Genomic DNA, 12006 nt, shown 5'->3' with positions numbered 1-12006 from the left:
GCTCGTTAGTAATGATGGTCAACGATGTGTGCCCGAGCAGCTTGGAGACCATTCCGACAGGGATTTCGCCCTAGCCTGGGTGGCGTAGGTGTGCCGGCCCCCGACGGTGTCGACGTTGGCTGGACTGGGCCTTTGGGGGGTGGCCGGTGCTTGACATGCCCTCACGGCCCGTTGCGCTGCTCAGGCATAGGCGGGCCGACCCACCCACGCAGTTGGCGTCAGCGAGCTTCGATCGTGTGCCATCGGGCACTATCTCATCGTGTTGGCCACACCCGGGGCGCTGACCGCGGCCCTTACGTCCACTTCTGGTTGCACAACCGGGCTAGAAACTTCATAGATCTGGCGACGACGCTCAGTCGACTGTGCTCGTGCCGAGGAGCCCGTAGTGACCGGCCAAGCCGGCCGCGACGACCCGATTCGGCGCCCCCAGTTTGTTGAGCAGCGCTGCCACCATTCGTTTGGTTGTGCGTTCGGAGACGAGCATGTGCTTGGCGATCTCCGTGGTCTCCAGGCCGCGGGAGAGCAGAACCCAGAGTCGAATCTCCTCCACGGCCAGTTTGTCGAGCAGGCTTTGCGGAGGGTGCCGGACAGAATCGAGAAGTACGGTCAACAAGTCAGGTGCGATGACTCGTAGACCGGCGGCCACGGTCAAGAGCGGAGCTACCAGTACGTGTGGGTCCGCCGACTTTGGTAGAAATCCGTCGGCGCCGGCTCGTAACGCTTCCTCGGCGAGCTTGTAGTCCGTCGTCCCGGACAGCACGACGACTTTCGTGTCGGGGTATCGGGACTTGATTTGACGAATCGCCAGCATTCCGCCGGTCGGGGGCATCGTGAGATCGACGATTGCGATGTCGGCGCCGCACGAGCCGACCAGGGCCAGGGCCTCATCTGCTCGGTTGGTGATGCCGCCTACCTCGAAACGGTCGGCGTCCTGCGCCTCGAGGAGCATTGCCAGCCCTTGCGTGAACAAATCATGATCATCGATCAGGGCCAATATCAGTTTCTGGTCGCGCATTGCCTCACCCGAATTAGTGTCATGCCACAGTGATCACTCAAACGACTGGTTGAGTGTAAGTGGGAGGTAACCATGTCGGCCGTTCCGTGGTGGCGCTCGTCGCGATCCAGTATGCACTCGGGCACGGAGGCATTCAGGGATGCCGATATCCGGACGATCCAGCGGATCATCGTCAGCGTCCGTTGTGGTGTCGTGTTGTCGGTGGGGGTGCTGCTGGCGGTGGGAGCGGGCAATGTACGCGAGCATCTCGGGTGGGCGCTACTTCTCCTCGGTATCTCGACCGTGTATGCGCTCACGGGGTTCTACTATCCGTCGGCTGAACTGGGGAGCATGAGGGCGTCCGCAATCGTGACCACCCTGGACGCGGGGCTGTCGCTCGGGTTCATCGCGACAACCGGAGGTAGGGAAAGTCCCACCGTGGCGTTGCTGTTTCTGGTTATCATCGCCGCGGCGACGCGATTGTCTTTTGCGGGTACCGTCCTGCTCTCCCTTGCGCTGGGTGTGTCGTATTTCCTCCTCGCACTCACTGTGGACTCCGCGGGCACGCCGCTCGAAGTTCGACTACAGGCCGGGCTGTGGTGGCCGCTGTATCTGTTGTTCACCGCCGCATTGACGGCGGCCTTTACTTTGCTGACGGAGCGCGCGGCGCAAGCGCAAGCGGCGGCGCGGGCCGAAGCTGCGGCCGAGCACGCGGCCGCCGAGGAGGAGCGGGACCTGCGTGCTCGGTTGCTGAGGTCGTACGAAGCCCAGGAGACGGGCCTGCAGGTCATCTTGCACGAATTACGAACGCCGATCGCTTCGTTGAAGGCCCTGGCCGACAGCCACGCAGCTCAACGCGATCTACCGGACCACGACACTCAACGGGTCCGGGACCTGATCGCGGCACATGCAGGTCACCTGTCGGCGATGATGGATGCGCTGGGGGACGTTGCGGCGAGCCGTCGACCCACGTTCAGCACCGGGCGTCGGCAGCTGGTTCTTCTGCACGATTTCCTGCTTGCCACCGCAGACGCCGTCGGCCTGGTCCCTCCTCAGCTTCGGATAACGATCTCGCCACCGGATGCCCGATCCCGGTTCGATCCCCAGCTGCTCCGACGCGTGATCACCAATCTGCTCGAGAACGCCAGCCGGCACGGACGGGGTGAGCCGGTCGACATCATCGTTCGTGTGAGTCCGTCCGAATTACATCTCGAGATCCTCGATCGCGGCCCCGGGCTACCTCCAGAACTGGCTTCTGCGGTCACCAGGAAGTTCGTGTCCGTCGGTGATCAGCGTGGTAGCGCGGGACTCGGCTTGTGGATCGCCGATCAAATCGTGGTCTCCCTCAATGGCCGCCTGCACTTCGGCGCGCGGACGGGCGGTGGCCTCGCGGTGTATCTCGAAGTGCCCATCATGTGAGTGGCGGGCGCCAGTCCCCTGTGGTACCGCGTATCGAGGCGATGCCCGCCCAGTGCAGTCTCCCCCGGTCAGTCGGAGAAGCCGCGAAAGCCCGGCTACGTGACCGCGCCGCGGGGAACAACTCGGCACACCCGTGGTCAAGCCGTGGCATGCGTAGTCCTGCACCTGGCCCCCTGGGGCCATCAATGGCACGCACGGCTCGCGCGAACACGCCTTGCCCGTTGTGATGATGGATACACGCCGTTCCGCGAGTGAGGGAGTCAACAGCCCGTGAAGACAAAAGCAGCAGTCCTGTGGGGTCAGAACGAGAAGTGGCAGGTCGAGGAGATCGACTTGGATCCACCCGGCGAGGGCGAGGTACTCGTCAAGCTGACCGCCAGCGGACTGTGCCATTCCGACGAACACCTGGTCACAGGCGACTTGCCTTTCCCCTACCCGCTCGTGGGAGGGCATGAGGGCGCCGGTGTCGTCGAGGCAGTAGGGGCGAACGTCGCCGACATTTCCGAGGGTGATCACGTCGTCATGATGTTCCTGCCCGCATGCGGCCGGTGCTCGTACTGCGTACGCGGGATCGGCAACTTGTGCGATTCCGGTGCCGCGGTGATGCTCGGACCCCAACTCGACGGGACCTACCGGTTCCATGCGCGCGGCGAGGATGTCGGTCAAATGTGTTTGCTCGGAACCTTTTCCGAATACACGGTCGTCCCAGCAGCATCGGTGGTGAAGATCGATGACGGCATTCCCCTGGACAAGGCTGCGCTGGTGGGCTGTGGAGTAACGACCGGGTACGGCAGCGCAGTTCGTTCGGGTGAGGTGCGAGCCGGCGACGCCGTCGTCGTCATCGGTGCAGGAGGCATCGGCATGAACGCGATCCAGGGAGCGCGGATCGCCGGCGCCCGCATGATCATGGTCGTGGACCCGGTCGAGTTCAAGCGCACCAAGTCACGCGAGTTCGGCGCCACGCACACCGCTTCGTCTGTCGACGAGGCGTGGAATGTGGTCAGCGAATTCACCCGCGGCCAGCTGGCGGATGTTTGCGTCATCACCACCGATGTCGCCGAGGGCGCTTATGTGGCACCCGCACTGAGCCTCGTCGGCAAGCGTGGTCGAGTCGTCGTTACCGCCATCGGCCATCCAGAGGAAACGACCATCACGACCAACCTTCTCGAGTTGACCCTCTACGAAAAGCAAATCCGAGGATCGCTGTTCGGATCTTCGAACGGTCAGCACGACATTCCCCGGTTGCTCGAGCTGTACACCCTCGGACAGTTGAAGCTCGATGAGCTGGTCACAACCGAGTACGACCTCGAGGACATCAACCAGGGCTACGCAGATATGCGCGACGGAAAGAACATCCGTGGCGTGATCCGCTACTGAGTTCGCATTCTCTTCCACCGATCAGGCGCACTAGAAAAGGAAATGGTATGGCAATCGACCGCGTTATCGAGCATGGCAAACGAAGCGGATTTGGCAGCCTCAGCGAGGGCGGCCTGCGAATGAATTCATTCGCAATGAAATTGTTCCGCAAGGGAAACAAGAAGTTCTGGGACCCCGAAGCCATCGACTTCTCCCAGGACGCCCAGGACTTCGCCGGACTGTCCGATGAAGAAAAGCGGCTCACCTGCATCCTTGCCGCACATTTTATCGCCGGTGAGGAGTCGGTGGCACAGGATCTGCAGCCGTTCATGTCGGCGATGGCCGTCGAGGGCAGGCTGGCCGACGAGGCCTACCTCACCCAGTTCACCTTCGAAGAAGCCAAGCACATGCAGGCGTTCCGACTGTGGTTCGACGCAGTGGGACTGAGCAGCGATCTCCACGAATATGTGGATTACAGCGAGCCCTACCAGCGGATTTTCACCGAGGAACTCCCCAAGTCGCTGTACGCACTGACCACAGACCCGTCGCCGGCGGCCCAGATCCGCGCCTCCGTCACCTACAACCACGTGGTCGAGGGATGCCTCGCGCTCACCGGCTATTACGCCTGGGCCAAGGTCTGCAAGAGTCGCAACATCCTGCCCGGGATGCAGGAAGTGATCAAGCACATCGGTGACGATGAGCGTCGGCACATGGCCTGGGGCACGTTCACCTGCCGGCGGCATGTGGCCGCCGACGACCGGAACTGGGATGTCGTAGACGAGCGCATGCAGGAGCTGTTGGAGCCAGCGCTGCAACTGATCGTCAGGATCTTCGACACCTTCGACGAAATCCCGTTCGGTATCACCATCGACGAGATGACCGATTACGGGATGGACAAGCTCAACCGACGGCTCGAGTCGATCGAAAGCGCGCGCGGCAGGCCGCTGGAGGAGATCGACGAGGACTACTCCCCGATGCAGCTCGAGGACAAGTTCGCCGCGGAAGACGAGCTCCAGTTGTCCCAACTTCTGACGAGTGCCACCTCCTGATCCGTCCGGTGTCGTGTCGCAGTCGCGGGCACACATCCGTTCCCCCGTCTACGCCAACCCTGAAACCGAGGAGCGATCTGCATGACAACCGAAATCTCGACAACCGAAATCTCGACAGCCGACGTCGCCGTCGACCTGCTGTTCGTCGGTGCCGGACCGGTTGGCCTCTTCGGCGCGTACTGCGCGGGTTTTCGAGGGCTCAGCACGGCACTGGTTGACGCCTTGCCCGAGGTCGGCGGCCAAGTACAGGCCATCTACCCCGAAAAGAACATCTATGATGTCGCCGGCCTGCCCGGCGTGCAGGGGCAGCAGCTCATCCGGAATCTCACCCAGCAAGCAGAGGCGTTCGCTCCCAAACACCTGCTCTCACAACAGGCCGACACACTCGAACGCCTCCCCGCCGGGTGGCGGGTCACCACCTCGAAACGTGTGGTGATCGACGCGCGGGCTGTGGTGATCACCTCCGGGGTCGGAGCTGTCACTCCGCGGCCCCTGGCAACCGGGGAGGCCTTTCTCGGTCGAGGACTGCGCTACTTCGTTCCCCGGCTAGACGTCCTCGACGGTCAGGATGTCGTCGTCGTCGGCGGCGGTGACTCTGCAGTGGACTGGGCGTTGGCCGCATTACCGCGGGCCCGCTCCGTCACGCTCGTCCACCGGCGTAAGCAGTTCCGGGCGCACGAGCACTCGGTCCGCTTACTGCGTGAGTCTGCCTGCGATCTGCTGCTCGATGCCGATGTGGCGGAAATACGTGGCGATGATCAGGTTGAGAGCGTTATCGTCAAGGTCGCCGGCGAGTCGTCCGGACGTGAAGTCAAGGCCCAGGTTGTCGTTGCCGCGCTCGGATTCCTGATGAATCTCGGGCCGATCGCGGACTGGGGCCTCGAACTCGAAGGCCGGTCGATCAAGGTGGACAGCACAATGCGGACCACCCTGCCCAATATCTTTGCCGCGGGGGACGCCGCCACCTTCGACGGGAAAGTGAAACTGATCGCCGTCGGTTTCGGTGAGGTGGCTACCGCTGTCAACAACGCAGTGGTAGCGCTCGACCCGAACGCATCCCTCGCACCGGGCCATTCGAGCGATCTGGTTCAACCCGTGCTCGCCGAGGCCTGACCTCGTCGGCAAAGTTTGTCACGCAAATAGCAAGGAGGTAGATCTGATGGCATTCGTCATTGGTGAACCGTGTGTGGACGTTATGGACAAGTCGTGCATCGAAGAATGCCCGGTAGATTGCATCTACGAGGGCGGCCGGATGCTCTACATTCATCAGAACGAGTGCATCGACTGCGGTGCATGCGAGCCGGTGTGTCCCGTCAGTGCCATCCGTCCCGCACAAAAGGTCGATGAGCAGTGGCAGCCCTTCCAAGAATCGTCGAGGGAAGTAACCAAGGATCTCGGCAGTCCAGGTGGTTCGAGTAATGTCGACCTTCCGATCGCCGATTCTGAGTATGTGAAGACGCTCGACGAAAAATGACAATCGTCGATTGAGAATCGCCTCGGTCGTATTTCCTCGACAAAAGAGGCCTCCGCACTTGCGCCGCACCTCGTCGGTCGTGAAATGTGCCGCAACCATTCGACAGCCACTCACAATTGTTCGGGCTGCGTTGTGCCGCAAGGAACTTTTGAATCATCTTCTACACAGAAAGGCAGTGCCCGATGACAATGATGTCGGTGGACATACCCGAGGCGGTGCAGTCCTTCTTGCGCGGCGCTTCCGCGAGCATCGTGATCGGGACAGAGAAGTTGGCAGCGGCGGACGGCAGTGAGGTTCCCACCACGGACCCGGCTACTGGCGCAGTCCTGGCGAACATTTCGGCGGGCGGCGCGATCGACGTGGATCGGGCCGTCGACTCCGCAAGTGTGGCCTTCCAGTCCTGGCGCCGCCTGAGTCCCGCCGCTCGAGGTCGGATACTGCTCGACGTCGCGGACGCGATCGAGGCGCACGCGGAGGAACTGGCCACGCTCGAGACCCTCGACAACGGCAAGCCGCTGTCGGAGTCTTTGTATATCGACGTGAGTCTGGCCAGCCAAATCTGGCGATATTTCGGCGGGTGGACAACGAAACTCGCCGGCCAGACTCTGCCGGTTTCACCGGCGGTAGGAGAGGCACTTGTCTACACACAGCGAGAACCGCTGGGGGTGATCGGCGCGATCGCGCCGTGGAACTTTCCGTTACTGATCGCTTCCTGGAAGGTGGCACCCGCGCTGGCGGCAGGCAACACCGTTGTCCTCAAGCCGTCCGAACATACCTCGCTGAGCGCGCTCCGGCTGACCGAAATCGCACTCGAGGTCGGACTGCCCCCCGGAGTCCTCAACCTGGTCACTGGGTTTGGCCCGGAGGCGGGGCAAGCCCTGATTGATCACCCTAAGGTTGCGAAGGTCTCGTTCACCGGATCGACCGAAACGGGGCGCAGGATCATCACCGCCAGCGCGCCGAGCATCAAGAAGCTCACCCTCGAGCTGGGTGGAAAGTCCGCAAACATCGTCTTCCCGGATGCCGATCTCAAGGCCGCAGCACAGGGCGCATTAGCAGCAATCTTCCTCAATCAGGGACAGGTGTGTTGTGCCGGTTCCCGGCTCTTCGTCCACCGCGAGGTCCACGACGAACTCGTAGCCGAGCTGGAGGCGGCCACCCGAGCGATTCAGCTCGGTCATGGGTTGGACGAGAGCACCGAGATGGGCCCATTGGTCTCCGCGATGCAGCTGGACCGTGTCGAGGGCTTCGTACGCGCAGGCACCCGGGAGGGAGCCACCCTGGTCTGTGGTGGTGAGCATCCGGGGGGCGCGCTCGGTAAGGGACACTTCCTCACACCAACGATTTTCACCGATGTGCGTGACGATATGTCGATCGCCACGGAGGAGATCTTCGGGCCGGTGCTGTCGGTGCTGACCTTCGACGACGAAGCGGAAGTGGTGCGCCGAGCGAACTCCAGTGCATATGGACTCGCAGCAGGTGTGTGGACCGACGACCTCAAGCGGGCTCATCGGGTGGCGCGGGAGCTCGCCGCCGGCACCGTCTGGGTCAATCTGTACAACATGCTCGATCCCGCGGCGCCATTCGGTGGCTACAAAGCATCGGGGTACGGGCGAGACCTCGGGGAGGAATCCCTGCTGGGATACACGCAGACCAAATCCGTATGGATCGGCCTGGACTGACCGAGGGTCACTCGGCGAGATCGAATCGTACGAACAGTCAAACACACGAAAGGAATCACTCCAATGGGCGTATTCAAGAACGATGCAGAGGTCCACAAGTACATCGGCGGGGTCTTCGAGAAGGGCCTGGCAGATCCCGAAATCGGACCCAAGCTCTCCGGGTCGGGCGTTGTGCTGCAGATCAATTACACAGACCCCGACGCGATCGTGACGGTCGACCTGCCCAACGGCAAGGTGTTCGCGGGCGCGACCGACATCAAGCCGGACATCGAGTTGTTCATGTCCGCGGACACGGGCAATGGATTCTGGCAGGGCAAGGTGAACCTGTCGGTGGCATTGGCAAAGGGGCAGGTGCGGGCCAAGGGTCCGGTGCAGAAGATCCTCAAGCTGGTCCCGACTGCGAAGCTGCTCTTCCCCGCGTACAAGGCGATGCTCGAGGCCGACGGCCGTAGCGACCTCCAGCAGAAATGACCAGCGATACCGTTCATCGAGGCCACAAGGAATCCAACTGATGCAAGGCACGATGCAGAGTGCTCCCCTGTCGGTGTCGTCGATACTCCACCACGCCGCCGGCGTGCACGGCGACAGGCGGGTGATCAGCGCCACCGAACAGGGTTTCCGCCGTTCGAGCTACCGCCAGATCGGTGAGCGGTGCGCAAACCTGGCGTCTGCCCTGCACCGTCTCGGAGTCACCGGGGATGACCGGGTGGCCACCTTCCAGTGGAACAACCAGGAACATCTGGAAGCGTACTGCGCCGTCCCCGCTATGGGCGCCGTACTGCACACGCTGAACATCAGACTCTCCGCAGAGCAGATCCGCTACGTCGCCAACCACGCGGAGGACAGAGTCATCATTGTGGACTCGTCCCTGGTGCCCCTGCTCGCGCCCGTACTGCCCGATTTGAAGTCGGTACGGACGGTGCTGGTCACCGGCGAGGGTGACACCTCGGCGCTCGACGGCACAGGTCCCGAGGTGCTTCGCTACGAAGAGGTACTAGCCGGGGAATCGGATGAATATCCTTGGCCCACAGTGGACGAGAACTCCGCAGCCGCCATGTGCTACACCAGCGGCACCACAGGTGATCCCAAGGGCGTGGTGTACAGCCACCGATCCATGTATCTCCACTCGATGGCGGCATGCACCGGAAACGGCTTGGGTATTTGCGAGTCCGACCGCGTCCTGCCGATCGTGCCGATGTTTCATGCGAATGCGTGGGGCCTGCCCTACGCGGCGCTGATGGCGGGGGCCGAATTGCTCATGCCGGACAGGTTTCTGCAAGCAGGTCCGCTCACACAGATGGTCCACACGGAGCGGCCCACCGTCGCCGGTGCGGTGCCCACGATTTGGAACGACGTGCTCCTGCATGCCGAGAAGAATCGGGCATTGGACTTCTCGTCGCTGCGGCTGGTGGCCTGCGGCGGATCGGCGGTGCCACGCTCGTTGATGGAGGCATTCGAGGAGCAGCTCGGGGTCACCGTCTTGCAGGCATGGGGAATGACCGAAACCTCGCCGCTTGCTTCGGTCGCACGGCCGCCGGTGGGGGCTTCCCCCGAACAGGCCTGGCGCGTGCGGTCGACACAGGGTCGCGCCGTGTGTGGAGTCGAGATGCGAATCGTCGCAGATGACGGCGCGGTGTTGCCGCACGATGGCGAGGCTGTGGGCGAGTTGGAGGTTCGCGGACCCTGGGTCGCCGCCTCGTATTACAAGGTGGCGGACGAGGACAGGTTCCACGATGGTTGGCTGCGAACCGGCGACGTCGGTCACATCGACCGCGGAGGCTTCCTGACCTTGACGGACCGGGCGAAGGATGTGATCAAGTCCGGTGGCGAGTGGATCTCCTCGGTGCAACTGGAGAACATCCTGATCGGGCACCCCGATATCTTCGAGGCTGCGGTGATCGCCGTACCGGACCCGAAATGGCAGGAACGTCCGCTCGCGGTCATTGTGCTGCGGGAGGGGTCGGCTATTGCTCCGAAGGAGCTGCAATCGTGGCTCGCCGACAAGGTTCCGCGCTGGTGGCTACCCGAACGATGGACGTTCATCGAGCAGGTCCCCCGTACCAGCGTGGGAAAGTTCGATAAGAAACTGCTGCGCGCGGACCACGCGGACGGCAGGCTGACAATCACGAATGTGGGGTGACCGGTTCTACCCATGTGCATGCGGATACGGCCCCGCGAAAGCTGTTATCGCGGGGCCGTATCCCCGCTCTCCCCATGGCTCTCCCCACGCCTATCGGGCTTCATGCTGAACACATCGAATTGGCGCGGCTCACATTCGGGCACCCAATTCATGAGCACGGAGGACTAACGTGCAACTGCTCGACAGATCGGTCACGCCTGGCGAAAGAAGCGCCAAGGCGAGGGCGGCACTACGGGTGGCGCCACGCGCGGTGGGCGCCTTCTACGCGAGCTCACTCGAGACGTATCGCTGCATGTTCAAGCGGCCGTTTCACCTGCGGGAGTTCCTCCAGCAGGCTTGGTTCATCGCCAGTGTGTCGATCATGCCCGCGCTGTTGATGGCAATCCCGTTCTGCATGATGTTCGTCTACCAGATCAACATCCTCCTCGCCGAGATCGGTGCGGTCGATCTCGCCGGGGCCGGCGCCGGTGTCGCGATCGTCCGGGAAATCGGCCCCATCGTCACGGTTTTGGTGGTGGCCGGCGCCGGTTCTACGGCGATCTGCGCGGATCTGGGTTCGCGAACAATTCGCGAGGAGATCGACGCGATGAAAGTTCTCGGCATCGATCCCATTCACCGTCTCTGTGTTCCGCGGGTGTTGGCGTCGACTCTCATCGCGATCTTCCTCAACGGTCTGGTCTCGGCGGTCGGCCTCGTCGGCGGGTACATCGCCACCGTGTACATGCAGGGCGCATCACCCGGGCAGTACGTCACGGCGATCTCCATCATTACCGGTCTCGGTGATTTCTTCGTCGCCGAGATCAAGGCTGCCGTGTTCGGCATGCTCGCCGGGTTGGTTGCATGCCATCTCGGCCTGAACGTAAGGGGCGGGCCGAAAGGCGTGGGAGACGCCGTCAATCAGACGGTGGTGTTCAGCTTCCTGCTGCTGTTTCTGGCGAACTCAATCATCACCACCTTGGCAATGCACTGACTACCTATGAACTCTTTGCAGAAATTGCACGTAAATGACGACGGGAATCTCGTGTCGAAATCGAACCAGCCTTCGGGTACCCGGAAAGCCCGAGCCGTCGCGCTCACGGTGATTGATGCGCCGGTCGGCCATCTGGAGGAGATGGGCCGACAGTTCTCCTTCTACAATCATACGATCGCGGCGATTCCGCGAACGTTCCGCCGTTATCGCGCCGAAACGGTACGGCTACTCGCGGAAGTGAGCATGGGTACCGGAGCGCTGGCGGTGATCGGCGGGACTCTCATGGTCATCTCGTTGCTGACCGCCGCGGTCGGTTACGAGGTCGGCCAGCAGGGGGCCACCTCTCTCGGTCGCGTCGGGATCGGCGCATTGTCCGGCTTCATCTCCGCATTCTTCAATACCCGGGAGGCGATCCCGGTGATCGCCGGGATCGCGTTGACCGCGACTGTCGGTGCCGGATTCACCGCACAACTCGGTGCCATGCGGGTCAGTGAGGAGATCGACGCGATGGAGACGATGTCGATTCCGTCGCTGCCCTACCTGGTCACGACCCGGGTGATGGCGGGGGTGATCGCGGTGATCCCGCTCTACTCGGTGGCATTGTTCGTCGGTTACGCCGCGACCCAACTGGTCACCGTCTACATGGTCGGGGAGGCGAAGGGAACGTTTTGGCACTACTTCAACGTATTCCTCGTTCCCAGCGATGTGATCTGGTCGGCGGTGAAGGTGGTGGCGATGTCCGTGGTGGTGATGTGCGTGCATTGCTATCACGGGTACAACGCCAGTGGTGGTCCGGCGGGGGTGGGTGTCGCGGTCGGCCGGGCGGTCCGGACGTCGCTGATATCCATCATGGTGATCGACCTGCTCATCGGTATCGCGGTCTACGGCGGCTCCGCTGGGGCAGTGAGGGTGTCGGGCTGAC

General features: G+C 62.6%; 11 protein-coding genes. 10 read left to right on the top strand and 1 reads right to left on the bottom strand.

The features are described from left to right. Window positions 1–352: 352 nt before the first annotated feature. The gene (locus ACH49N_RS33900) at window positions 353–1015 is read right to left on the bottom strand and encodes a response regulator transcription factor (protein WP_007297945.1); all 663 of its coding nucleotides are present in this window, start codon (window positions 1013–1015) and stop codon (window positions 353–355) included. Window positions 1016–1126: 111 nt separating this feature from the next. Between ACH49N_RS33900 and ACH49N_RS33895 the strand changes: the two genes are divergently transcribed. From ACH49N_RS33895 to ACH49N_RS33850, 10 genes are all read left to right on the top strand, one after another. Continuing rightward, on the top strand, window positions 1127–2413 hold the full coding sequence (locus ACH49N_RS33895) for a HAMP domain-containing sensor histidine kinase (RefSeq protein ID WP_358277030.1): 1287 nt from the start codon (window positions 1127–1129) through the stop codon (window positions 2411–2413). Window positions 2414–2683: 270 nt separating this feature from the next. Further along, window positions 2684–3790 carry an NDMA-dependent alcohol dehydrogenase gene (locus ACH49N_RS33890; RefSeq protein WP_317747681.1) on the top strand — a complete coding sequence of 369 codons (1107 nt, stop codon included), beginning with the start codon at window positions 2684–2686 and terminating at the stop codon, window positions 3788–3790. Between the two features lie 47 nt (window positions 3791–3837). Further along, window positions 3838–4818 (top strand): R2-like ligand-binding oxidase, encoded by a 981-nt coding sequence (locus ACH49N_RS33885; RefSeq protein ID WP_317747682.1) that lies wholly within the window; start codon window positions 3838–3840, stop codon window positions 4816–4818. Window positions 4819–4899: 81 nt separating this feature from the next. Beyond that, window positions 4900–5931, top strand: a complete 1032-nt coding sequence (locus tag ACH49N_RS33880; protein WP_317747683.1) for an NAD(P)/FAD-dependent oxidoreductase — start codon at window positions 4900–4902, stop codon at window positions 5929–5931. 46 nt (window positions 5932–5977) lie between these two features. Further along, window positions 5978–6292 (top strand): ferredoxin, encoded by a 315-nt coding sequence (gene fdxA, locus ACH49N_RS33875; RefSeq protein ID WP_007297940.1) that lies wholly within the window; start codon window positions 5978–5980, stop codon window positions 6290–6292. A gap of 182 nt (window positions 6293–6474) precedes the next feature. Beyond that, window positions 6475–7974, top strand: coding sequence for an aldehyde dehydrogenase family protein (locus tag ACH49N_RS33870; protein ID WP_317747684.1), 1500 nt, complete (start codon window positions 6475–6477; stop codon window positions 7972–7974). A 63-nt stretch (window positions 7975–8037) separates the two neighbouring features. Further along, window positions 8038–8445, top strand: coding sequence for an SCP2 sterol-binding domain-containing protein (locus tag ACH49N_RS33865; protein WP_317747685.1), 408 nt, complete (start codon window positions 8038–8040; stop codon window positions 8443–8445). A gap of 40 nt (window positions 8446–8485) precedes the next feature. Next, window positions 8486–10114, top strand: coding sequence for a fatty acid--CoA ligase (locus tag ACH49N_RS33860; protein ID WP_317747686.1), 1629 nt, complete (start codon window positions 8486–8488; stop codon window positions 10112–10114). A gap of 169 nt (window positions 10115–10283) precedes the next feature. Then, the gene (locus tag ACH49N_RS33855) at window positions 10284–11084 is read left to right on the top strand and encodes an MlaE family ABC transporter permease (protein ID WP_397504945.1); all 801 of its coding nucleotides are present in this window, start codon (window positions 10284–10286) and stop codon (window positions 11082–11084) included. A gap of 6 nt (window positions 11085–11090) precedes the next feature. After that, window positions 11091–12005 (top strand): ABC transporter permease, encoded by a 915-nt coding sequence (locus tag ACH49N_RS33850; protein ID WP_317747687.1) that lies wholly within the window; start codon window positions 11091–11093, stop codon window positions 12003–12005. The last annotated feature ends 1 nt before the right edge of the window (window position 12006 follow it).

The sequence above is a fragment of the Rhodococcus sp. NPDC019647 genome, assembly GCF_044389235.1.
Classification (GTDB): domain Bacteria; phylum Actinomycetota; class Actinomycetes; order Mycobacteriales; family Mycobacteriaceae; genus Rhodococcus_F; species Rhodococcus_F oxybenzonivorans.
Note: the sequence above shows the minus strand (reverse complement) of the source record. Positions and strands in the feature narration are given on the sequence as shown.

Bases quoted from the DNA above. Each gene is read 5' to 3' on its own strand.
- ACH49N_RS33860 (WP_317747686.1), top strand. From the start codon at position 8,486: ATGCAAGGCACGATGCAGAGTGCTCCCCTGTCGGTGTCGTCGATACTC.
- fdxA (WP_007297940.1), top strand. From the start codon at position 5,978: ATGGCATTCGTCATTGGTGAACCGTGTGTGGACGTTATGGACAAGTCG.
- ACH49N_RS33895 (WP_358277030.1), top strand. From the start codon at position 1,127: ATGCACTCGGGCACGGAGGCATTCAGGGATGCCGATATCCGGACGATC.
- ACH49N_RS33885 (WP_317747682.1), top strand. From the start codon at position 3,838: ATGGCAATCGACCGCGTTATCGAGCATGGCAAACGAAGCGGATTTGGC.
- ACH49N_RS33865 (WP_317747685.1), top strand. From the start codon at position 8,038: ATGGGCGTATTCAAGAACGATGCAGAGGTCCACAAGTACATCGGCGGG.
- ACH49N_RS33880 (WP_317747683.1), top strand. From the start codon at position 4,900: ATGACAACCGAAATCTCGACAACCGAAATCTCGACAGCCGACGTCGCC.
- ACH49N_RS33850 (WP_317747687.1), top strand. From the start codon at position 11,091: ATGAACTCTTTGCAGAAATTGCACGTAAATGACGACGGGAATCTCGTG.
- ACH49N_RS33870 (WP_317747684.1), top strand. From the start codon at position 6,475: ATGACAATGATGTCGGTGGACATACCCGAGGCGGTGCAGTCCTTCTTG.
- ACH49N_RS33900 (WP_007297945.1), bottom strand. From the start codon at position 1,015: ATGCGCGACCAGAAACTGATATTGGCCCTGATCGATGATCATGATTTG.